This window comes from Microbacterium daqui, assembly GCF_050408675.1.
GTDB lineage: Bacteria > Actinomycetota > Actinomycetes > Actinomycetales > Microbacteriaceae > Microbacterium.
The window spans coordinates 1-22,618 of the sequence record NZ_JBNTKF010000031.1; the positions used below are offsets into that span (position 1 = coordinate 1).

Genomic DNA, 22,618 nt, shown 5'->3' on the forward strand with positions numbered 1-22,618 from the left:
AGGTAGCGTTGAGCACGTCGAGGTCTTTCAGATGGGCAGCGTAGGAACTTCCATCCTGGAAGACCTCGACCCCTATCCGCGAACCAGCGAGCGCACCCCACCTACACCCTCAAATGCGAAGAGCCATCAAACGAGCTGTCCGAGGACGCCATTGAGCACCTCGTCCATCGCATTCATGTGCTCGCGGATGCCTACGAACTGCCCATCGAGTCAGTGTTCGTGACTTCGACGTTGGGGAGGGCAATTCGCGCGGCAACGCCTCCTGCAATACAGAGACCGATAATTGCGAGTCCGCTGCTCAGTACGTAGGGCGATATCCCGTGGACGATCGACGTAAAACCCAATCCGACGTAGACGGTGACCCCCGCGGACCCGCCGAGCTGGTCCGAGGCCCGCTGGACCCCGGACGCGACTCCCGCATCCTCTTCTGTGACCTCGGTCACCGCCGCATACTGCAGTCCCACGAGCCCGAATCCCATACCTGCGGCGATGAACAGCATCGCTGGGATCAGCAGCCATGCGGGGGCTTCGAACTGCGCAGCTATAGCGATCACGATCATGCCTACGCCTGCAGAACTTAGCCCGACAACGATGCAAGAACGCGCTCCCCAGCGCCCCAAGAGGCGGGGCACGATGGTCACGGCGCCGATGAGTGCCACGGCAAGGGGCAGGAGTAGCAGACCGGCTTCCAGTGGGGAAAGACCGAGTTCATCCTGTAGGTAGAACGTGAACAGCAGGAACGATGTCGAAAGCGCCGCGCTCAGCAGTGCAGTCGCAAGATTTGCTCGTACTCGTGTTCGGTTGTGGAAGAAGGTCAGAGGAACCAGAGGATTCGCGGCTCGGCGTTCCACGGTGACGAACAGGCCTGCGGCGACGCTCGCTCCTATCAGCGCGGCGATTGCTAGCCACGGCAGATTCCCGGTGTTCTCTCCGGCTTCGACCACCCCGAATGCGAACAGCAGGGGTGCACTCGTCAGCAGAATCGATCCAAGGAAATCCAACGGGGCGCGCTCTTGTTTCTGGTCGCGTGGCAGGAGGACTACCGTGGCGAGCAGTACGAACAGAATGAACGGAACCGCGATGAGGAAGATCCATCGCCACCCCAGGTGCTCGGTGATGATTCCCGAGAGCACGAATCCCAGTACGAGACCGCAGCTCGCCACTGCCGCCCAGACGCTCAGGGCACGGCTGCGAGCCTTCCCTTCGGGAAACAGCAGGACGATCGTTGCCATCGCAGCAGGCAGGGCGAGTGCTTCGCCTGCTCCCTGGAGCAACCTGGCGACAACGAGTAGCGCGAAGGAATCCGCGAGGCCCGCCATCAGCGAGGCTGCTCCGAAGATCGCTGTACCGGTGAGAAGGAGGCGGCGGCGGCCAAAGACGTCCCCCAGGCGCCCACCGAGCATGAGCAAGCCGCCGCCTGCGATGGTGTAGCCGACGACGACCCATGTCAGCCCACGCGGGTCAACGCCCAGATCGTTGCCTATGGATGGCAGCGCTACGTTGACCACGGTGACATCGACGGCGATGAGGAATTGCAGGACAGACAGGCACACGAGGGCTGCCCAGGAACGCGCGGCCGACACTTGCGCTGGCCGCGATGATGAGGTGCTGAAAGACATAAAAACTCCGCTGCTCGAATGAAGAATCGGGCGACAACGGGTGTCGCTCCGAACCGACGATCAAGCGACGGAACGTGGAACTGGAAAAGTGAGAAGACGTTCCGCCGCTAGCGGAGCGTCTCCGTCACAGCGGCGGCGGCCGCAGCAGAAGCACCTGACATGCCTCCCATTCTAGCCGACAGCAGCGTCGGCGGCAGATGACCCGTGCCACGGGCTCACTCGGGGAGGTATTGCTGCTAAGGCCTGGAGGCTGAGAACACCGTTCCCGAGGGTACTCATCTGTTGGTTCACGGTAAGGCCGTGCTCAGAGGCGCTAACCCATCCAGATGGGAGGCCCATGAGCCACTCCACAAACTCCGGCGACGGCCTCGGACCGTCCGTGTCGTTCAGGAGCGTCGGTGATGGGGCTGGTCGTCCGGTGATGTGCTCCCAACGGGCTATCGCACGGGCGTACCCCCCCAGCGTCGAAGATGCTCTGAATCAGGCTCCACAGGGTCTCGGACTCGTTGTACTTGGCTCGCGAGCCAGGCGGTCCGTTCAGTGCGATGTCGATAACCTGATGGCTCAGAGCGATGGTGCCGCGTCGGGCGCGAACTTGATCCAGTGTTTCGCTGCCACGGGCTGAGTCCGAGGCCAGCGGGGTACGAAACAGTGTCCCGGCGATGGGCAAAGATGAAGATGCGATAGCGGTGATGGGGTGCGCCGACGAGGGAAGCTGGTAGACCGATCCATCGTGCATCCATCCCGAGGTCGGCCAGATCACCGAGTACGGCGCCGGCTGCCCGGAGAGGTCGAGCTGGGAAGTCTCCCAAGCCCCACGAGTCGGGTTCCAGGTTGCGAACGGTTGCATCGCCGTGGGTTGCAAACTCCGGGTCGCGTTGCGCATCGTCTTTTCCTTCCAATGGTGCACGGACGGCGGGTGAGGACAGCAGGCCCCGCACGTTTTCGATGACGACGAGCTGAGGCTTCAGCACGTCGATCGCTTCGGCCATGTGTGACCAAAGTCCTGAGCGGGTGCCGGGTGCGAGGCCAGCCTGCTTGCCTACAGTGGACACGTCCTGTCGCTCCAATGTCAGGGTGGTGGTGCCGTCTTCGTGGACGGTGGCCAGTGAAGCGGCGTCGGGCTGACTCGTTCCCGTGCTGTCACCACGAGCGCAACCGACGAGAGAGTCGACCGGGCCGTGCTTCGAGAATGGGAGCACGGTGGCGGGTTGGCTCCTTCCCTGAGGTCGCCTTGATGGTTGACGTGGTCTTGTCATGTCGCCCGTCGCCGCTTCGCTGGGGGCCGGTGTGACTTCATTGGAGCGTGACCTCGGATGGGGTTCTTGATTGAGGCATGTCCACCGGTCGACCCCTGAAACACGAGAGGAGAACGGAGATGGACGCGGAGGTCGTGATCGGGCTCGATCCGCACAAGGACGTCCTGGTCGCTGTCGCGGTGGACCGCAGCGGCAGGCAGCTCGAAGTGAAGGACGCCACCGCGAGACCGCGCGGATACCGTGCGCTGCTTGCCTGGGCGAGGAAGTTGGGCCCTCATCGTTGGGCGGTCGAGGACGTGCGTCACGTCGCCGGCGGGCTCGTGCGGTTCCTGCTCGCCGAAGACGAACAGGTCGTCTGGGTGCCGACGCACATGAGCGCCGACTATCGCCGCCGGGTGCGCGCGATCGGGAAGTCCGATCCGATTGACGCCCTGGCCTGCGCTCGTGCGGCGTTGGCGGAGGACCTACCAGTGGCGGTGCCGGAGACGGACGTGCGGGAGATCAAGATGCTCCTGGATCACCGGGAGGACCTGGTGGGTGAGATGGTGCGTATGTGCTGCCGGCTGCGCTGGCACCTGCACGATATCGACCCGGACTTCGCCGCCACGATCCCGGCCCGCAAGCTGCATCGGCCGAAGTGGAACACCATGGTCGTCGCGTTCCTGCGCGAGCGCGACGGCGGCATCGCGGCGTCGATTTGCCTGGACCTGGCTGAGCGGATCAAGGACCTGGGCGACCGCGCTTCACGTCTCGAACGGGAACTGGAGGCGCGCATCAAAGTCGAGGCGCCGCAACTATTGGATCTCCCTGGGTGCGGCCCTATGTCGGCGGCGCGCATCGTGGCTGAGACCGGTAACCCCGACAGATTCAAATCCGCAGCGGCGTTCGCGATGTTCACCGGTTGCGCACCGATTCCGGCGTCCTCCGGTAACAGCCAGCGAGTCAGGCTCAACCGCGGCGGGAACCGACGGATGAACGCCGCGATCCACCGCATCGCGATCACTCAGAAGCGTATGCACCCGCCGGCCCAGGATTACCTCGCGGCCAGGCGAGCGATGGGGAACTCGAACACCGAGGCGATCCGCGCGTTGAAACGGCACCTTGCCAGGCGCGTCTTCGCACTGTTGCGCGCGAGCGTCCCGCAAGAGGCCAGCCTGGTTGAACCGCCCACAATTCAGCGTCTCGCCGCATAGGGACGGCGACCACGGCTGAGCCGGCAAGCTATCGCTTCGTGATCGTCACGTCGACGGTGTCGCCAACGTCCTTGCCCAAGGTCTTGCGGACCTTGGCGTTCAGAGACACCATGTGACCTCCGGTGCCGGTCACCATCGCCCCGACGTTCTCCAGCAGGACGTCATCGATGCTGGCGTCGACTCTGACCGTCTTGCCGGTGCCGAAGAACTCCGCCGACCCAGGAATCTCCACACAACTCCATGTGTCGCCCTTGACCTCGACACCGATCGTCGTCTGAAACCTCAGCTGCTCCGCACCCATGACCACAGCGTATGCGGTCAACCACACTGCCATCCAGAACTGTCTGCTCACCCCACGCGGGCGAAGCTTGACATTGAGGCATGGAAAGCCGCCGCAGAGGATGTCCACGGCTGGCACGCCGCTCTAGTTGATGGTGGTGATGTCGCCGAGGTTGTGGGCGTCGGGCCAGTGGTGAGCGAAGACGCGGGCGACGGGTTCGTTGATCTCGGAGAACCAAACGGTCTCGGCGTTGAAGACGTGCTCGACGGCGAGGTCGAGTCCGCCGTAGCCACTGAATAGGGAGCCGACCTGCAGCGGGCGGTCGTGGTGATCGGTGTCGAGCATGAGGACTCCGGCTGACAGGGTGATCCCCGGTCGGACTCCTCACAGGAAGTCGTTGCCGGGCTGGTCAACCTCTAGGTGCTCGATTACCCGATCCGCCGCGTCCGTCTTCACATGCGCCGCCGACGCGCACCGTCCTGACTCACTCGTCTGTCAGGCATGCCGGACTCCCTGCCTCCGGCCATCAGAGCCACCACACGTCTTTCAGACGAGGCGCGAGCCGTCCCGAGTCGCATCGGATGCGACCGGCCTCGCGGGCTCACCTGCCCTCCGAACGTCGGCGGAAGGAGCAGCCCAGGTGACGGTTTCGATGCGTGTGATGAGCGCGGGCGATGGCTACAAGTACCTGTTGAAGTCCATCGCCGCGGGCGACGGCGACCGGAGCCTGAGCACGCCGCTGACCCGCTACTACGCGGAGGCGGGGACGCCGCCGGGCTTCTGGATGGGCTCGGGGCTGGATCGGCTCGGGCACGGCGAGCTGGTCGCGGGAGCGCAGGTCTCAGAAGCTCAGCTCGCGCTCTTGGTCGGGATGGGCCATGACCCGATCACGGGCGAGCCGCTGGGCCGCGCCTACCAGCAGTTCGCGTCGATCACCGAGCGGATCAAGCAGCGCGTCGACGTCCTCGACCCCGAGTTGGGACCGGCGACTCGAGCGCAGGAAGTGGCCGCAATCGAGGCGGAGGAAGCCGAGCGCGGCACCCGCCGTGCGGTAGCTGGTTACGACTTCACGTTCAGCGTGCCGAAGTCAGTCTCCACGATCTGGGCGGTTGCGGACGCCGGCACCCAAGCCCTGATCGCGGACGCTCATCATGCGGCGGTTGCAGAGCTGGTTGCGTTCCTCGAACGCGAGGTTGCCGCAACCCGCGTCGGTGCAACCGGCCCGGACGGAGCGGTTGCGCACGTCGATGTTGCCGGTGTCGTGGCCGCGGCGTTCGATCACTACGACAGCCGCGCCGGCGACCCGCAGTTGCACACACACGTCGTCATCAGCAACAAGGTCCTGACTGTGCAGGACGGGCGTTGGCGGACCCTCGCGGGCCGGCCGATGCACGCGGTGGTCGTCGCGGTCTCCGAGCTCTACAACGCTGCTCTGGCCGATCAGCTCACCCATGTTCTCGGTGTGGAGTGGGAAGTGCGCGAGCGAGGCAGGGATCGGAACCCGGCATGGGAAATCGAGGGCGTGCCCGATGAGCTGGTGGCCGAGTTCTCTACCCGGTCACGGCACATCGAGGCCGAGAAAGACCGCCTCGTCGCGGGGTACGTCGCGAAGCACGGCAGGCAGCCCTCATCCCGAACGGTTCTGAAACTGCGGGCACAGGCGACGCTCGCCACGAGGCCGGAGAAGCAGGTCCGGTCGCTGGCCGACCTCACCCGTGAATGGCGCCAGCGCGCCGGCCGGGTGTTGCGCCGGGACGCGAACGGCTGGGCGCGCACGCTCACCGCATCCACCGCAGACGCACCGCGGCGGGTGCTGCGCGCCGACGACGTGCCGCTGGATGTGGTGCGCGAGGTCGGGCAGACGGTGATGGAGACGGTGGGTGAGAAGCGTTCGACCTGGACCCGCTGGAACCTGCACGCCGAAGCGAGCAGGCAGTTGATGGGGTGGCGGTTCGCCAGCATCCAGGATCGGGAGGCGATCACCGGGCTCGTGGTCGATGTTGCCGAGCACGCTTCGCTGCGGCTGACGCCGCCGGAGCTGGCGTCGAGCCCGTTGCAGTTCCGCCGCGTGGACGGCACTTCCCGGTTCCGGCCGCACGCCTCGGCCCTGTTCTCATCCGAAGTCCTGCTGGCCGCCGAAGACCGCCTCCTGGCGCGCGCCGCCAAGACCGCCGGGCCGGTGGTGCCGTTGGAGACGGTCGAGAGGATCGCGCGCAAGCCCGACGCACGCGGCCGGGTGCTCGGCGAGGATCAGGCCGCGGCCCTGGCCGCGGTCGCGGTCTCCGGCCGTGTCGTGGACGTGCTGGTCGGTCCGGCCGGGGCCGGTAAGACGACGGCGATGAACGGGCTCCGGCGGGCATGGGAGAAGGAGCACGGCATCGGCTCGGTGATCGGGCTCGCCCCCTCGGCGGGCGCCGCGCAGGTCCTCTCCGATGACCTCGGCATCGCCACGGAGAACACGGCGAAGTGGTGGCAGAACCACATCATGTACGGGGCCACGTTCACGGCCGGGCAGCTCGTCATCATCGACGAGGCGAGCCTGGCCGGCACGATGTCGTTGGATCGGCTCACCCGTGAAGCCGAGAAGGCCGGCGCGAAAGTCCTCCTGGTCGGCGACTGGGGCCAGCTCCAATCACCCGGCGCCGGCGGCAGTTTCGCCATGCTCGTGCACGCCCGCGACGACGCCCCCGAGCTGACCGATCTGCACCGCTTCACCCATGAGTGGGAGAAGGCCACTTCGCTCCAGCTCCGCCACGGCCGCACCGAGGCGATCGACACCCTGATCGAGCACGGCCGGATCACCGGGGGCGATGAGGAAGCGATGGTCGACGCCGCCTACACCGCATGGCGGCGTGATCTTGCCGCTGGGCGCGCGTCGATCCTGGTCACCGAGACCCAGGCGACCGTCACCGAGCTGAACGCCAGGGCGCGGGCGGATCGGATCATCGACGGCACCGTGAATCCCACTCGCGAACTCGCCCTGCACGATGGCACCGCGGTCTCGGAGGGCGATCTGGTCATCACCCGCGAGAACGACCGGCGGCTCCGCAACGGCCGAGCGTGGGTCCGCAACGGCTCCCGCTGGATCGTCACCGGGGTTCGGGAGGATGGGTCGGTCAGCATCCGTCCGGCCGGGCGCAGGTTCGGCGGCGGGATCGTCCTGCCGGCCGACTATGTGGCCGAGCACCTGGACCTCGGCTACGCGGTCACCGCACATCGCGCCCAAGGCGTGACCACCGACACCGCGCACGCGGTCGTCACTGCCACCACCACGCGGGAGAACTTCTACGTCTCCATGACCCGCGGCGCCCACGGCAACCACGCCTACGTCGCCGTCGATCGAGAGGACGCCGAACACGCGGTGCCGCATCCCGGCGACAACCCGAACGTCACCGCCGGCTCGGTCCTCTACGGCGTTCTGCAGCACATCGGCGCCGAGCTGTCCGCGCACGAGACGATCGCCGCCGAGCAAGACCGCTGGAGTTCGATCGCCCAACTCGCGGCCGAGTACGACACCATCGCGCAAGCCGCCCAGCACGACCGCTGGGCGACTTTGCTCGCCGCGTCCGGGCTCCCCGTCGAGCAGGTCGAAGACGTGCTCGGCTCCGACGCCCACGGCGCGCTGTCGGCCGAGCTGCGTCACGCCGAAGCCAACCACCATGACCTCGACGCGCTGCTCCCGCGTCTGGTCGCCGCGCGGAGTCTGGACGATGCCGACGACATCGCCTCCGTTCTCCACGCCCGCGTCGCGCGCGCCACCGCACGGCCTGCCGGATCAGGCCGCACCCGCAAGCCCCCGAGGCTGATCGTCGGCCTGATCCCGCACGCCGGCGGACAGATGACCGACGACATGCGGCAAGCTCTGGACGAGCGCCGCGAGCTGATCGAGGCCCGCGCCGACGCCGTGCTCCGCGGCTCCCTGACCGATGAGGAACCGTGGACGGCAGACCTCGGCACGGCACCGAGGGGTGAGAAGCAGAAGGCGGCATGGTGGCGCGCCGCCTGCACCATCGCCGCCTACCGCGACCGCTACAGCATCACCGATGACCGGACCCCGCTCGGCCCGACGCCGGAGAGCACCAGTCAGAAGATCGACGCCATCCGCGCCCGCGCCGCTCTCAACCGCACACAAGCCATCGCCGCCGACACACCGGCGGAGCAGCAGCGGACGAACGTCGTGGTGCGGCAGGGGCCGAGCCTCTGAAACCGCCATCAGCCAACCACCTGCGCTGCACGGTCATAGGGACTGCTGCACGGATAGGTGACAGTTCCTAGTCACGCCGCCAGCGCGACGGTCGTGTTCATGATGGTCTCGAACTCGATGGGCGTCAAACGCCCCAGCCGGGCCTGACGGCGTCGCCGGTGGTAGGTCCGGTCGATCCAGGTCACCATCGCGATGCGCAGCTGCTCGCGGGTGGTCCAGGCGCGGCGGTCGAGGACGTTCTTCTGCAGCAATGCGAAGAAGCTCTCCATGGCTGCGTTGTCGCCGCTCGACCCGACCCGGCCCATGCTCCCGACCATGTGGTGCTGGGCGAGAGCGCGCCGGAATTTTCGGCTTCGGAATTGACTGCCTCTATCGCTGTGAACGATGCAGCCGGCGACCTCGCCGCGCATCGCGACGGCGTTCTCGAGCGCCTGGACGGCCAGTCGCGACTTCATCCTCGAGTCGATCGAGTACCCCACGATCCGGCCCGAGTAGACGTCCTTGATCGCGCAGAGGTAGAGCTTGCCCTCCGCGGTCCGATGCTCGGTGATGTCCGTCAGCCACAGCTCGTTCGGGGCGTCCGCGGCGAACACGTGCCTGGTTCGGCCGTGCTCGTCGACGACGGCGCAGAGGTCGTCGTGAACAGGCGGACCGGGCCGGCGGTGCTTGCTGCGCTTGGGCTTCCCGAACGCGCTGAACCAGCCGTTCGTCGACGCGATCCGCCACGCGGTCCGGTCCGACATCGCCTCACCGTTGTCGCGGGCCTCGTCGGCGAGGAGCCGGTGCCCGAATTCGGGGTCGTCCTGGTGGGCGTCGAACAGCGCGTTCGCGCGATACGCCTCCACCACCTCGCTCTCGGTGATGGGGTCAGCCAGCCACCGGTAGTAGGGGTGGCGGGAGAGCTTCAATACCCGGCACGTCACCGTCACAGGGATCCCTGCAACGGCGAGCTCTGTCACGAGCGGGTAGAACTGTAATGGCTTCTGGCGGGCCTGCGGCCGGCTGACAGGCTGGGCCTCGGCTCGGTCGTGTGACTCCGGGTAGAACCGACCCGTCGCTCGCGGCGGTGTCTTGAAAAGGACGTGTCCGCGACCGTGCCGCGGCTCGGCCTGCCCGCGCAGATGCCTTGATCAGAAGCCTGTCCGCCCGCGATGGCGTGACTCATTACAGATGTGTCTCTGAGCGACCCCACCCGAGCCAGCCCGCCGAAGTGCTGACATTCCCAGAGGAGCTCGCATGACCACAGTCGCCGATCAGTTCGAACACGTCGTCGGCATCGACACCCACGCTCGAACACACACCTACTGCCTCGTCGAGACCCGCACCGGCGGCATCATCGACACGGCCACCTTCCCCACCACAGTTGCCGGCACCAACCGCGCGCTCTCCTGGATCGCGCGACGCTCCCAGGGGACGACGACCCTCGCAGCCGTCGAGGGGACGTCCTCCTACGGCGCGGGCATCGCGGCGGCGTTGGCTGCGAGCGGGTTCGAAGTTACGGAGATCCGACCGATCGCCAGACCGTCACGCGCCCGCACCGGGAAGTCCGACCCGATCGACGCGGAAGCCGCCGCGAGAAGCGTGATCAGAGAAGACCTCGACAAGCTCGCCCAGCCACGCCGAACCGGGGACCGGACGGCGTTGCGCGTACTCCTGGCTGCCCGCGCGCTCGTCGATCAGCAACGCACCGCGAATCGCAACGCCCTCACCGCCCTTGTCCGCAGCATCGACCTCTCGGTCGACGCCCGCAAGCCGCTCACAGACGCCCAGATCGCGACGATAGCAGCCTGGCGCACGAATCGCGACGACGCGACAACTCGGGTGTTCCGCGAAGAAGCACGGCGACTCGCCAGAGCCGTGCTCGAGCAGACCGAAGTTCTGCGAGAGAACCACCGCCAGCTCGGGCAGCTCACTGAAGCGCTGGCGCCGGGGCTGCAGGCAGTCCCCGGAGTCGGAGCCGTGACCGGCGCGATCCTGGTCGCGGCCTACTCCCACCACGGCCGCGTTCGATCGGAAGCTGCATTTGCCGCGCTCGGCGGCATCGCCCCGCTGCCCGCGTCATCCGGCAACACCACCCGCCACCGCCTCTCCCGGTCCGGCGATCGCCAACTCAACCGCGCTGTCGACGTCGTCGTCCGCACACGCCTGAGCTACGACCCCGCCACCCGTGAGTACGCCTCCCGCCGCCGAGCCGAAGGACTCTCCAACCGTGAGATCCGACGCTGCCTAAAACGCTACGTCTGCCGAGCGCTCTACCGTGAACTACGCACCCGCATGACTTGACACGAGGCATAGAAGCGTCCTTTTCCCGGCAGGTTCGCCTGCGACAGATACGCCGCCGCGCGCCGCAGGACCTCGTTCTCCTGCTCAAGCAGCCGGTTCCGCTTCCGCAGCTCACGGATCTCGGCCGCCTCGGTCCGGGTCTGGCCGGGCTTGGCGCCCTCGTCGATGTCGGCGCGACGCAGCCACTTCTGCAGCGTCATCGGGTGAACTCCGAAGTCTTTCGCGATCTGCTCGATCGTCACTCCGGGCTCGCGGTTCCTCGCGACGCGAACGACGTCGTCACGGAACTCGCTCGGGTAGGGCTTAGGCACAGCAACATCCTTCCAGGCCCACCCCTCGGGCAAGCCAGATCAGATGTCACCTACTCGTGCAGCAGTCCCATAGATCATCGAACGGTACTTACGGGGTGTCACGCCGATGCTGCGGCGGAACTGACGTGCCGCGAAGTCAGGATCGCCCCAGCCAACCTCACGGGCGATCACCGAAATCGGATCATCGCTCGTGCGGAGCAGGCGCGCCATCCGCTCTGTCCGCAGCATCGTCAGATAGGCGATCGGTGACTTGCCGTAGGCGTCCACGAACAGTCGGCTAACCTGCGACTTCGATAGATGCAGTTCGGCGGCGAGGTCGCCCACCGACCAACGCCGCGCTGGATCGGCGTACAGCAGCTCAGCGCCTCTCCGTGCCTCTCGGCGTAGTGGGGAGAACCGGCGAACGCGCGGAACTGCAGGCCACGTCGTCGCTCGTTGCGTCGATGACAGGCGCATCTCAGATGTTCTGATGAACGGCGCGATCACGTGCGTTATGGAGAACCACAATGCCTGCATCCGGTGGAAGTTCTCCACCGGACGGTGCTCAGTGCTGAGTGCCACCAGCTCATCCAGCCAGGGCTCGAGCGCACTGACCCGATCCTCGCCGAGGCGAAGTATCTGCGCGGGCTCGGTATAGATGGTGGCGGCGAGGTCTTGCGCGTCCAATCGATCCTGCAACAGGCCCACGTGCTGCCAGAACACCTGATCGATCACGTAGTCGGTGTCCGCGCAGATCGTCGTGACAGTCACCTGCCCTTCCGGTTCCCCGCCACAAAGCGTGTTCGCGCCCAGCAGGGTCACGTCGCCTACGTTGATCGGTTTCTGTCCGAACTCGCTGAGCAAGATCGCGCTGCCGGCGCGAACGACCGTCACGGTCACGCAGTTGAATGCCAGAGGTGCGACGGCTGCGCGGATCACTCTGGTTCGAGCTACGACTGGCTCGAACCAGAGTGATCCGCCGCGAGGAGGTGACATCGTGCTGTCGAACCCTGTCGGTGCCGGGTCTTCTTTCCGTGGCCTGTCCTAAATGCCGGTTCCTTCGTGCTGGTTTGCGCTGCACAACCACAGAAGCAGCGCGAGGCCGATGAGTGCTGCACTGGTCAGAGCGATGCCGTGGGTTCCGGCGAGGTGGAGGGCAAGACCGCCGGCGATGGGACCGATGACCGCTCCGATGTTGAGCGCTGCGGTGGAGTAGGCCCCGGACATGGTTGGGGCCGCTTCAGCTTCGGCCATAATCCGGGCGATCAGGGTGCTGCCGACGGCAAAGGACAAGGCGCCTTGCGTGAACGCAAGCGACCACAGCAGGGCGGGACTGACGGGCGCGAGGCCGAGCGTGACCCAGCCGACGAGCAGGATGGGACTCGCGATCCCGAGCAACGGACGCCAATGACGGTCCCCGAGCCGGCCTGCCACAGTGACCCCGAGAAAGGCACCGATCCCGAACAGCGCCAGGAGTCCGGGCATCGCGGCCTCGCTTACGCCCGCCGGTTGGGTAGCGATCACCGCCAGGTAGGTGAATGTGCAGAATGTCGCTGCGTTGACCAGGACCGCCAAGGTGACAGCGAGCTGTAGCGGTCTCCGCCGCAGTACCGACAGTTCGGCGCCAAGTGTCGCCGGGGCGGTGGCTGTGGCACCGGGCTCGGTCCGGGTCGGGGTCGCTACCAGCACGGCCGCGAGCGCAGGCAGACAGATGACGGCGATCGCCCACAGGGTCATACGCCACCCCAGCACCTCGCCGACGAGAGCGCCAAGGGGGACGCCAGCGATGAGTGCGAGGGTGGTGCCGCCGAGGATCACGGCCAGAGCGCGGGCGCGCTGGCCCGCGGGCACGATCCGACCGACCGTCGACAAGGCCACAGCGAGGAATCCGGCGTTCGCGAGGGCGGCGACGAACCGGGTCAGCAGGAGGATTGCGAAGGAGTCGGTGACGGCCCCCACGACGTGGGCGATCACGAAGATGGTGAGGAAACCGGTCATCGTCCACCGTGGCGACAGTCTCCGGCCGCCGGCGGCCATCGCGGGTGCACCGATGACCATGCCGACCGCGAACGCGGAGGTCAGCAGACCGGCTTGGCTCAGCGACACGCCGAGTTCAGCAGCGATCGCTGGCAGCAGACCGGCCAGGACGAACTCGGAGGTTCCCTGGGCGAAGACAGCCAGGGCGAGCAGATACAACAAGAAGGGCATGAGTGTGCTTCCGAAACATGAGAGAGCGGGTACGGGTGCGTATGGCACGACCGGTGTTTCGGATGCGCAAGCTCACACAGACGCGGCGCCAAGAAGCGCGCGAAAAGAGGATGAGGAAAACGCCAGCATCACGGGCTACCGGTGTACCGGTAGCCCCGCTCTGTCTGATTCAGGCGATCCCATGCCATCAAGTCTACCGGAGAAGCATCGCTGACACCTGGGTGCCGGCACCATGACGCCTGATGCGGGGCGGCGGAAGTTAGAGCGAGGGTCCCGGTGCGCCCGAAGACGGGCGCCGGTAGCCGAGGTCCCGTCCAAGTTCCGATCGCGCAACAACGCGGTTGGGGGTGTTGGAATCGAGCAGAGCGATCACGTCGCTGGGCTGAGTGACGAGCACGGCGAAGCCTTGCTTGATGAGTTCGTTCGGCCCTGCGCTCGCCACGCTGGTCACCGGACCGGGCACCGCGCCGACGCCCCGGCCGAGTTCGTGCGCGGCGATGACGGTGGTCATCGACCCGGATCGGGGACCGGCCTCGGGGATCACGGTCGCACCCGAGAGTGCCGCCAGCAGGCGGTTGCGAGCCAGGAACCTGTGTCTCGTCGGCGCGGCGCCCGGCGGCAGCTCGCTCACCAGCAGCCCGACATCTCCAATNAGTGCCGCCAGCAGGCGGTTGCGAGCCAGGAACCTGTGTCTCGTCGGCGCGGCGCCCGGCGGCAGCTCGCTCACCAGCAGCCCGACATCTCCAATGCGACCCAGCAGCTCGCTGTGCCCGGCAGGGTAGGGACGGTCCAGCCCGCCGGCCAAGACGGCGATCGTGTGTCCGCTCGCGGCGAGCACGCTCTTGTGCGCGGCACCTTCGATGCCGTAGGCGCCACCGGAGACGACGACCCGTTCCTCATCGGCAAGACCTGTCGCCAGCTCGCCGGCGACGTGCTCGCCATAGGAGGTCGCGGCGCGAGCGCCCGTGATCGTGGCCCGATCACTCAGCGGCGTCGTCAAGAACGAGACCGCGCCGCGCGTCCACAGCAGGTATGGCGCACGATCGCTCAGGTCGTTCAGCCCGGCGGGCCACTCCTTGTCGGCCTGGATGACCGCGCCGAACCCGTGCCGTTCCGCCTGAGCCATCCGATCCAGCAGGCCGGGCGTGATCCGCGCCGTCAGCCGTTCGCGCCACATCAGCACGTCGGCGCGCGCCAGACCGGGCACTTCGTCGTCCGCCTCGATCAGCCGCAGCGTCTCGACCCCGCCGTGACGGGTGAGGATGTACCCGGTGGTCGGGTCGTTCGGCTCGGCGATCATCGACAACGCGATCCGCGCCATCCGCTCACCCTGCACCTGCTCCGCCAACGTCGCCATGATTCGGTGTCCTCTCGCTCCAAGGTCACCGACGAGGTACACGCCCATCTGCCGCCGGGGTTCCCTCTGTCACGAGTCAGTCGTAAACTCGGTAGCGAGGCAGGTTCAGCAAACTACGCGGGTCCTTCGGGACGGCCCCTCGCGGGCACTCGGTTCATAGCCGCCTCCACGACGGAACGCCGTCGCGCTATGACGAGGAAAGAGGCCCGCAATGCTCCGCACATCTGTGGCACTCAGCGCACGAGGCTACGGCGTACTCCGCTACGCACCCACCAACCTGCTGCTCAACGCCATCCGCACCCGACGCGGCCTCAAATGGGGCGTCCCCGCGATGCTCCTGGCCGTGCCCTACCTCTACGCCGCCGCGATCTGCACCACGATCATCAACGACGACGGTCCCGGCTGGCTCTACCTGCTGGTCCTACTGTTCATCTGGAACGCCTTCAAGTTCCTCTGGATCGGGCCGGTCAGCCTGCTCCTACTGCTTAGGTCGAGGACTCGCGGGCGCCGGGAAGGCTGTCTGTCGGAGGTGTCCAAGTAGACTGGTGCCAGCGGAGCCTACCCTTCCGCGCGTGGGGAGCAAGGGAGAGGTGGTGCAGTGGTCGGATCGCTGGCGTACACCGTCGACCACGGCGCAGTCTCCGCGACCGGTCACCTCCTTGAAGAGGCGGATGTCGCCGACATCGCGCCAGGTGTGCAATCGATTCTGCGAGATGACACTGGCGTTCAAGAAGCGCGCGAGGCGCTCGCCGACCTGGCAAAGACCGACTTCGAGAACGAGCGTTTGGAGAGTATTCTCAACTCTCCTGACTCCTTCGATGAATGGCGAGTAGGGGAGGCGCTCGCCGAACATCATCTGGTCACGGAGGTCGGATGCGAGTTCCCTTGGCCGGATAGTCGATCGACGCGAAACCCCAACAGCAGCGGAGGGGGCGTGGACCTTATTGGATTCCACGCGAGCGATCGAGTTCGATTCGTCTTTGCTGAAGTGAAGACCAGCCATCAGCAGGCATGGCCTCCCGGCTTGCTGACGAGCCGAAGCCACGGGCTTCATAGTCAGTTGTCCGGACTCAACGCGGGCGACGACCGTAGCAGGTGGGCGATTCGATACCTGACGATGAACTCGGTGGGCAAATCGTGGCTGGATAGTTTCCGTCGGGCGCTTGCAACCTACCTAGCGGACAGCCTGGATGTCGTCATTTACGGCGTTCTCATCCATGCGACCGAACCAAACCAGGCAGACCTTCGTGCCCGAGCTTCCAGTCTTGCCCAGTCCGTGAAAGAACCAACCAGCATGGCGCTCGTCGCGATCTACCTGACCGCCGAACTACTGGCTCAGGTCGCTGATGCTTCGGTCGTATTGGAGACCGCGGCATGACTATCTCCCGCGAAGCAATCAGCCGCCTCAGGTCACACTGGGCAATCGAAGCCCTCGGCGCGGACCGGGTGAATGCGGCCCACGACGCGGCTGCCTCCATGTACGTCGACTCGAACCTTGGCCGCCAGCTTCACCGCGAAGGCACTCACGACGCCGCGACCGAGGCTCTCATTCAGGACGTCGCCTTCGCCTATGAGATTGTCGCCAGCGAAGGTATCGAGGCCCTCGCGCAGGTGTCGTTGCACTCGGGCACATCAGACGACGCGGTGGCGGAGGCCGCGGCCCACGAGGCGTTCGCTCTCCTTCGGGCGCTTCCGTTGAAGCTTGACTCGTTGGAGGCGCTGGTACATCAAGTCCTCCAACTTGGTGCGCTCGCATACTGTTCAGACCGTTGGGCGGAGTACCGGGCCTGGATGCGCGAGCGCGAAGTCAACCCGGAACTCTTCCAATCCGACGGCTCATGGGACACACGCGTTCTAAGTGACCTCGGGCAGATTTGGACTCGGCTTCTTCGCAAAGACGGATGGCACGACCTGGAAGGCGTCGCAGAAACCGTGGCGCGGCTGCGCGCAGAGCAGCGGCAGAACGAGGAGCTTCTCTTCAGTGCACAATCGCGGCCCGAAGAATTGCAGGCAGCTGGGTGGCGCCTCGTGGCCTTGTACCACTGGGCCAGGCTCTCCGAGATGGTTGCCACCTACCTCATGCAAGGGGAGCCAGCGGACATCGCAACGCAACTTGACTTCCACTTCGACCGAGCGATTTCCGCGGCGCAGCAGTCTGCTGATCCAGCGTTCGTAGTGGTGCTCCAGTGGCAACGTGCGATGGCTCAACGTATGGTGGCGGGGGCACTGTGGTCTGTCACGCGAATCGGTCCCGAAATTCGGAGCATCGTCGAAACCGCGACCCGGCACCGATCCATGTTCGAGATGCTGCCTCCGCAGCGCATCGCGATCCAGGAACAGGGGCTTCTGGACCCGGCGAGCGCGGCCGTCGTCGTCGATCTTCCGACGAGCGCGGGCAAGACCATCCTCGCCGAGTTCAAGATTGTTCAGGCGATTAGCCAGTTCAAGCAGGACAAGGGCTGGGTCGCGTATGTGGCGCCGACACGGGCGCTCGTCTCGCAGATCACTCGACGGCTAAGGCGTGACCTCGGGCCGAGCGGTGTTCGGGTTGAGGAGCTCACCTCCGCTGTGGAGATCGATGAAATCGAAGCCGGAATGCTCAACGAGTCTCCCTTTGACGTGTTGGTGGCAACTCCGGAGAAGCTCCACCTGGCAATCCGCAATGCGGCGATCGATCGCCCACTCGCATTGCTGGTGTTAGATGAGGCGCACAACATTGAAGATTCCGACCGAGGTATTCGCATCGAACTGTTGCTAGCCACGGTCAAACGAGACTGCACCCAGGCGAACTTCTTGTTGCTTATGCCTTATGTGCCGAATGGCGACGACCTTGCCCGATGGCTAGCGCCACGCACTGGTAAGAGCATAAGTCTTGCAACAACACCTTGGCAGCCCAATGATCGGCTAATCGGTCTTGTCTCAGCAGTAGCTCCGGCCTCTGGGCGGGGTAGGGATTGGCGACTCTCTTTCGAACCCATGCTGACTAGCGGCTCATCGATGAACGTCTCAGGCCTTTACCAGATTGGTGAAGCGCCACAACTTGATCGCACATTCTCTAGTATCAAGAACAGTCTCAGCAAGATCGCTGGCGCATCGGCGCTAACGCTATCTGAGCGAGGGACTGCGATCGTGATATGCCCGACAATCCCGACGGTGTGGACAATCGCGGAGGAACTCTCAGGAGAGCTTCCAGAAGCGGACGATCCGGATATTGCTCTGGTGCAGCGCTACCTAGCAGCGGAAATCAGCGAAGACTACGCCCTCATCGGAATGCTCGCCCGGCGGGTCGGAGTACACCATGCGGGGCTCTCCGACGAAACCCGCGCACTGATGGAATGGCTCGCCGAGCAAGGGAAACTGCGGATTCTCGTGGCGACAACCGGACTCTCCCAGGGCCTGAACTTCCCGGTCTCATCCATCCTCCTCGCAAGCCGGAACTTGCCGAGCGGCAAGTTCAACCGCCCCATGACTGCTCGCGAGTTCTGGAACCTCGCGGGCAGAGCAGGCCGCGTAGACCAGGACAGCATCGGCGTTGTCGGTATCTCTAGCAAGGAAGGCGATAGAGAGCCGCTGGCACAGTTCTTGTCGGAACAAGCAGGAGCGCTTGTTTCCAGGCTCGTGGTTCTCCTGGACGAACTTGAAGATGCCGGTCGATTGCTGAATCTTGAACGATCGCTCTACAACGACCAATGGGCAGACTTCCGCAGTTACGTCGCGCACCTATTCGCTCAGAAGAAGAACCTAGATGCAGTCTTATCTGAGACAGAGCTGCTGCTGCGCAACACGTTCGGATACTCATCCCTGGCCGAGGCGAGCCCCGCTGAACGGCAAAAGGGACTGAGGCTGCTGGAGGCGACGCGAGCATACGCCGCAGAGCTTGCACAGAACGTCGAGACGACGACGCTTGCCGACAGCACGGGGTTTACTCCCGAGGGGATCCGTTCAGCGATGGGCGAGATGCGTCGGATGGACAAGTCGCTCGACGCGAGCGATTGGCAACCGGGCAGCCTGTTTGGCGATGTCACCTCTAGCGCTCTACCTGACCTCATGCGGGTCATGCTTCAGCTACCGCAGATCAGAGAGAGTATCGATGAACTGAGTGGTGTCGGCGAGGGAATCGGCGACAGGGCCGCAAAGATCGCCGCTGATTGGGTGGCGGGCGTCTCCATCAAGTCCATCGCCGAGCGATACTTTGGTGATGCATCAAGCCCAACGGCCGCTCTCACGGAAGCAACTAAGGCTATCTACCGGAACCTTGCGACTGCCGGTACGTGGGGTATTTCCGCCTTGTCAAAGCTGCCCACTAGCGGAATCGATTTCGAGAACGTGAGTGAGAGCGATTTGCGAAGCATCAATCTTCTAGGTGCCATGCTGTATCACGGTGTCAACACTGAGGCGGGCGTCGTCATGCGGATGAGTTCAGTCCCGAGAACGGCTGCGAACTCGCTCGGTGCAGAGTTTGCGCGGAGCCATGACTCAGGCGCCCTTCGTCCCTCAGAGGCCCGAGAGTTCCTTTCGCAACTTTCCGACACTGACTGGGGTCGGCACGTTCCAAGAGGGTCAGACTTGGCAGGAGCCGACCTGCGGGACCTATGGCAGGTGCTATCAGGTAGTGCCGGTGATCCCGGAACCAGGACCGCCGCCGCAAAAGTAAGAAAAGCCCAATCGGGATCATAGCGATCGCCGCTCCCATCTGACGCCCCGAAAGGCGCACGCAATGAAGCTCACCGCCATTTACGCAAGATTCTTTCGCTCGCTGAACTATGACTACGTGCGCCTCTCGAATCCGAACTACAGCCCTGACCCTTGGGATAGCACACCTTCTGGAGCGCAGTACCCGTTCGTGCGGCTGCGCCTGGAGGACCAGATCACTACTGTCGTCGGCGGCAATGAGTCAGGCAAGAGCCAGGTGCTCGCGGCCGTGCGCGCTGCGCTTACTGGCGAAGGATACGAGAGAAGCGACTTCTGCCGTTACTCGCCGTTCTTCTCCGTGGACAAGACTCTTGTTCGTCCAGAGTTCGGGGCCGAGTTCCGAGACATCAGTGAGGCTGATATCAAGGCGATCGAGGAAGCGACCGGCGAGACAGGACTCAGTGGAACTGATCGCGTTGCCATATTCCGAATGAATACGACCCCGCAACTTCGCCTCTACGCCTATCGCGGGGATCAGTGGCTGGAACCCAGTCATATCAAGAAGCCGACGCTCTTGAGCGAAGCTGGACTTCCAGCGCCGTTCAATATAGACGCCGATGTGCCCCTGCCAGATAGCGTTCCCCTGGAGTTCTTGGCCACAGGCAAAGCGACGGCAGCTGTCGGACGCAGCGTGCTTCGAAGCATCTGGGATGCCGTCACGAACAACTCCAGCTGGTTCGACTCGAAAGACTCCGTTGTCAGCCAGGCAAACGAGATCTCGTCTTCCTTCAAGACCTCGACCTCAATCGACAATGAGGAACTTAAGAAGTACCATCTCGCTGCTGATCTGTTGCTCAAGGTCGCTGGCCTCGACCGCTCCCAATTCGTGGAGTTGCAGAACGCAGTCCGCACCAAGAACGGGTACGCGAACAGCATCGTCGATACGATCAACAGTGAGCTTTCGAAGGCGCTTAACTTCCCGCACTGGTGGACGCAAGACAGTCAGTTCGAGTTGTTTGTCGCACTCTTTGAATACGACTTGGTCTTCATGATCCGGGATCGGACTGGACGCTCCTACGGATTCGATGAGAGAAGCGATGGCCTCAAGTACTTCCTGAGCTACTTCGTGCAGTACCTCGCCCACGAGGCTCCCAGCGATGGGCGACCAGAAATTCTGCTGATGGACGAGCCCGACCGCTTTCTATCTAGTTCCGGTCAACAGGATCTCCTAAGAGTGTTCGCAGACTTCGCGGACCCGGAAGACGAGGCCCGCGCTCCAGTACAGGTCCTCTATGTCACCCACTCACCGTTCCTGATCGATAAGAACCATGCCGAGCGAATTCGAGTACTCGAAAAGGGCGAACACGACGAGGGGACACGCATCGTCGCAAGCGTTGCGCAGAACCACTACGAGCCGCTCAGATCTGCGTTCGGGAGCTTCGTCGGTGAGACCGCCTTCATCGGCACCTGCAACCTGATGCTGGAAGGTCCGTCTGATCAGATTCTGCTCGCGGGGATCTCAAGCTGGCTGGGTCGCCAGAACGCTCCCGACCGCGAAAGGCTCGATCTCAACCGCATCACGCTCGTCCCTGCCGGTGGTGTCAGTCAAGTGCCGTATCTGATCTATCTAGCCAGGGGGCGTGACATTGAACAGCCGGCAGTGATCGCGCTCCTGGACGGCGATAAGGCAGGCAACGAAGCTCGGGCAACAATCCGTAGGGGTGGTGCTCGGCGCAAGCCGCTCATTGCCGACGACCTTGTGCTTCAACTCTCCGACGCAGAACTCGATGGCGTCACGACCGACAACCCGCACGGCAGGGTCGCCATTGAAGATCTGATCCCGTTCAACATCGCGATCGCAGCTGCGAGCCGCTACTGCGCTGAATTCGTACCCGACGTTGATATTTCAACGCTCGGACTCAGCGCTGGCACGGTGTTCGATGAAGCACCGACCAAAGCGGGAGCCAAAGGAACGATCGACGCTCTGGAGCAAGCCATCCGCAAGGTCACTGGGCAGGAGAGCTTCGAATTGAACAAGATCGGTTTTGCCCGGAGTGTTCTGGCAGAACTCGCGAGCGACGCGGTGCAGGAGGAGGATCGTCAGCTCCTGGCCGCGAACTTCCGTCAGCTGTTCACGGCTCTCGGTGTCAGGCAGCGAGCAGCGGTTCGCGCCGAGAGCGTGGAACGTGTCTCCAGCCGTATCAACCGCGCGCGAGATCGATTCATGCGAGAGCATGTCTCCACTGCAACGCGCGAGCACGTCCTGCTACTCATCGAGGAGATCTCTGGACAACTCGACAATTCCGAGGAAGCCGAAGACGTTCGGGCTGAGATGCGCTCATGGCGACCTCAGTTCCACCTCGATGATGACCCACGCGAGGCCATCGAAGACATTGAAGAGCTTCACACCGCTCTTCGGTCACTCGCATATCTCGGGAAGCGCAAAGCCGCCAACGAGCCAGTAAGTTTCACGCCCAGTCCTGACACGGGACAGGGAACGCCAGGGACCGCCAGCGACGCTGGCTTGCCTGAAACCGTTGACGCGGCCCCAGGGGCAGTCTCCCAGGCGTGAGTGGTCGACTTCGAGAGGAGAGAAAGCATGAGCGCATACCTGGTCACTTATGACCTGAACGCACCGGGGCAGGATTATGAGTCGCTAATTGAGCGCATCAAGTTCTATGGCACTTGGGCAAACTTGATGAAGTCCACTTGGATTGTGGTATCCAACAAGTCGGCAGACGCCGTGTACACCCACCTACGAGGGGCGATGGACGACAGTGGCTGGCTGTTCGTCGTCGACATCTCAGGCCAGGATCGTCAGGGCTGGCTGACGAAGGACACTTGGGAGTGGATTCGCAAGCACGTATAGGCCGCCGCGCCGAGAAAGACCCCGCTCCCGAGTCGTGTCGCGCCAGATCCGGTCCTGATCGTCGGCTGCCGAGCGGGAGACCAGAAAGGGACCAGAATCACGCAAACCATGCATCTCGTGACGTGCTCTGCATGATCTGACGCCCGGAATCACGCGGAATCTGGCCTCGTCAGAGTCGTTTGGACGCCTGGGGGTCAGGGGGTCGCAGGTTCAAATCCTGTCAGCCCGACGTAAAAGCCCAGGTGAGAGTAGGTTTCTCGCCTGGGCTTCTTCATGTCCGGGGGTCGTTTTCCGTGTTCCTGGGCCGCCCCCTTCATTCGGTCCGGTCGCTGTGCGAGTCGTCGGTTTCCGATTGATGGGTGCATTGCCGAGCGTAGTCGACGGGTGCGAGGTAGCCGAGCGATGAATGCCGGCGGTCGTGGTT

16 protein-coding genes and 1 pseudogene are annotated in these 22,618 nt (G+C 64.4%); 8 read left to right on the forward strand and 9 right to left on the reverse strand.

Features of this window, described 5'->3' with window-relative positions:
* Window positions 1–191: 191 nt before the first annotated feature.
* Entirely contained in the window at window positions 192–1,619 is a 1,428-nt protein-coding gene (locus tag ACQUSY_RS12675; protein WP_425309071.1) for an MFS transporter, read from the reverse strand.
* A gap of 437 nt (window positions 1,620–2,056) precedes the next feature.
* The gene (locus tag ACQUSY_RS12680) at window positions 2,057–2,878 is read right to left on the reverse strand and encodes a DNA cytosine methyltransferase (RefSeq protein WP_428904819.1); all 822 of its coding nucleotides are present in this window, start codon (window positions 2,876–2,878) and stop codon (window positions 2,057–2,059) included.
* A 119-nt stretch (window positions 2,879–2,997) separates the two neighbouring features.
* On the opposite strand from ACQUSY_RS12680, the gene ACQUSY_RS12685 reads away from it, so the two are divergent.
* A complete protein-coding gene (locus tag ACQUSY_RS12685) occupies window positions 2,998–4,071 on the forward strand; it encodes an IS110 family RNA-guided transposase (protein ID WP_428904820.1) in 1,074 nt (357 codons plus the stop codon).
* Window positions 4,072–4,099: 28 nt separating this feature from the next.
* On the opposite strand, the gene ACQUSY_RS12690 is transcribed toward ACQUSY_RS12685, so the two are convergent.
* Both ACQUSY_RS12690 and ACQUSY_RS12695 read right to left on the reverse strand, forming a co-directional pair.
* Window positions 4,100–4,405 (reverse strand): DUF1905 domain-containing protein, encoded by a 306-nt coding sequence (locus ACQUSY_RS12690; RefSeq protein ID WP_428904821.1) that lies wholly within the window; start codon window positions 4,403–4,405, stop codon window positions 4,100–4,102.
* Window positions 4,406–4,495: 90 nt separating this feature from the next.
* Complete coding sequence (locus tag ACQUSY_RS12695; RefSeq protein ID WP_428904822.1) at window positions 4,496–4,696, reverse strand: DNA cytosine methyltransferase; 201 nt, start codon at window positions 4,694–4,696, stop codon at window positions 4,496–4,498.
* Between the two features lie 307 nt (window positions 4,697–5,003).
* Between ACQUSY_RS12695 and mobF the strand changes: the two genes are divergently transcribed.
* Entirely contained in the window at window positions 5,004–8,555 is a 3,552-nt protein-coding gene (gene mobF / locus ACQUSY_RS12700) for a MobF family relaxase (protein WP_428904833.1), read from the forward strand.
* A gap of 71 nt (window positions 8,556–8,626) precedes the next feature.
* On the opposite strand, the pseudogene ACQUSY_RS12705 reads toward mobF, so the two are convergent.
* A pseudogene (locus ACQUSY_RS12705) lies at window positions 8,627–9,535 on the reverse strand (IS3 family transposase); the annotation flags it as partial.
* A gap of 256 nt (window positions 9,536–9,791) precedes the next feature.
* On the opposite strand from ACQUSY_RS12705, the gene ACQUSY_RS12710 reads away from it, so the two are divergent.
* On the forward strand, window positions 9,792–10,838 hold the full coding sequence (locus ACQUSY_RS12710) for an IS110 family RNA-guided transposase (protein ID WP_428904823.1): 1,047 nt from the start codon (window positions 9,792–9,794) through the stop codon (window positions 10,836–10,838).
* Here the strand turns inward: ACQUSY_RS12710 and ACQUSY_RS12715 are convergent.
* The 4 genes from ACQUSY_RS12715 to ACQUSY_RS12730 all read right to left on the reverse strand — a co-directional run bounded on the left by ACQUSY_RS12715 (window position 10,808) and on the right by ACQUSY_RS12730 (window position 14,741).
* Window positions 10,808–11,149 (reverse strand): transposase, encoded by a 342-nt coding sequence (locus tag ACQUSY_RS12715; protein ID WP_428904824.1) that lies wholly within the window; start codon window positions 11,147–11,149, stop codon window positions 10,808–10,810. The genes ACQUSY_RS12710 and ACQUSY_RS12715 overlap by 31 nt on opposite strands.
* 39 nt (window positions 11,150–11,188) lie before the next feature.
* Window positions 11,189–12,028, reverse strand: a complete 840-nt coding sequence (locus ACQUSY_RS12720; RefSeq protein ID WP_428904825.1) for a helix-turn-helix transcriptional regulator — start codon at window positions 12,026–12,028, stop codon at window positions 11,189–11,191.
* 144 nt (window positions 12,029–12,172) lie between these two features.
* Window positions 12,173–13,336 (reverse strand): Cmx/CmrA family chloramphenicol efflux MFS transporter, encoded by a 1,164-nt coding sequence (locus ACQUSY_RS12725; RefSeq protein WP_428904826.1) that lies wholly within the window; start codon window positions 13,334–13,336, stop codon window positions 12,173–12,175.
* A gap of 259 nt (window positions 13,337–13,595) precedes the next feature.
* Window positions 13,596–14,741, reverse strand: coding sequence for a DNA-processing protein DprA (locus ACQUSY_RS12730; protein WP_428904827.1), 1,146 nt, complete (start codon window positions 14,739–14,741; stop codon window positions 13,596–13,598).
* 163 nt (window positions 14,742–14,904) lie between these two features.
* Between ACQUSY_RS12730 and ACQUSY_RS12735 the strand changes: the two genes are divergently transcribed.
* From ACQUSY_RS12735 to ACQUSY_RS12755, 5 genes are read left to right on the forward strand one after another with little or no spacing between them, the layout of a single operon-like run.
* Entirely contained in the window at window positions 14,905–15,234 is a 330-nt protein-coding gene (locus tag ACQUSY_RS12735) for a sulfate permease (RefSeq protein WP_428904828.1), read from the forward strand.
* Window positions 15,235–15,291: 57 nt separating this feature from the next.
* The gene (locus ACQUSY_RS12740; protein WP_428904829.1) at window positions 15,292–16,071 is read left to right on the forward strand and encodes a hypothetical protein; all 780 of its coding nucleotides are present in this window, start codon (window positions 15,292–15,294) and stop codon (window positions 16,069–16,071) included.
* The gene (locus tag ACQUSY_RS12745; RefSeq protein ID WP_428904830.1) at window positions 16,068–19,370 is read left to right on the forward strand and encodes a DEAD/DEAH box helicase; all 3,303 of its coding nucleotides are present in this window, start codon (window positions 16,068–16,070) and stop codon (window positions 19,368–19,370) included. Before ACQUSY_RS12740 ends, ACQUSY_RS12745 begins: the two co-directional genes overlap by 4 nt.
* Before the next feature lie 40 nt (window positions 19,371–19,410).
* Window positions 19,411–21,897 carry an AAA family ATPase gene (locus tag ACQUSY_RS12750; protein ID WP_428904831.1) on the forward strand — a complete coding sequence of 829 codons (2,487 nt, stop codon included), beginning with the start codon at window positions 19,411–19,413 and terminating at the stop codon, window positions 21,895–21,897.
* 27 nt (window positions 21,898–21,924) lie between these two features.
* Window positions 21,925–22,194 (forward strand): hypothetical protein, encoded by a 270-nt coding sequence (locus tag ACQUSY_RS12755; RefSeq protein WP_428904832.1) that lies wholly within the window; start codon window positions 21,925–21,927, stop codon window positions 22,192–22,194.
* Window positions 22,195–22,618 lie beyond the last annotated feature (424 nt).